Source organism: Mesorhizobium sp. M8A.F.Ca.ET.181.01.1.1 (genome assembly GCF_004792025.1).
Taxonomy (GTDB): Bacteria; Pseudomonadota; Alphaproteobacteria; order Rhizobiales; family Rhizobiaceae; genus Mesorhizobium.
Genome location: NZ_SRTV01000147.1, coordinates 1 through 333, shown reverse-complemented (window position 1 = coordinate 333; position 333 = coordinate 1). Strand labels below are relative to the sequence as shown.

At 62.8% G+C, this 333-nt stretch carries 1 protein-coding gene; it reads right to left on the bottom strand.

What is annotated here, in order from left to right:
• Nucleotides 1-147: 147 nt before the first annotated feature.
• The coding region (locus tag EN824_RS33975) for a fumarylacetoacetate hydrolase family protein (protein ID WP_135933198.1) at nucleotides 148-333 on the bottom strand (186 nt) is incomplete at its 5' end.

The window sequence follows — 333 nt, the reverse complement described above, 5'->3', positions numbered from 1 at the left end:
CCTGCCTATGCCGCTTGCCGCGCCCGTTATGAGCACGGTCTTTCCCTTCAATCCGGTGTCCATGGATCCCTCAAGCAGTGGTTGCATCGCCCATATGCGCCATGCAGGCGCAGTGACGCTGGCTGTGCAGTTTTCCGGCGATTTCCGTCAGGCGGCCTTACCGGTCATGTCCTCGCGGCGAACTTCGTCGCGGATCGGATTGACCAGCTTTCCAAGCCCCTCGATCGAGACTTCGCACTTGTCACCGTCCTTCATCAGCAGGCGCGGATTGCGGGCCCATCCGATGCCGGCAGGGGTGCCGCTGACGATCAGGTCGCCGGCCTCGAGCGTGAT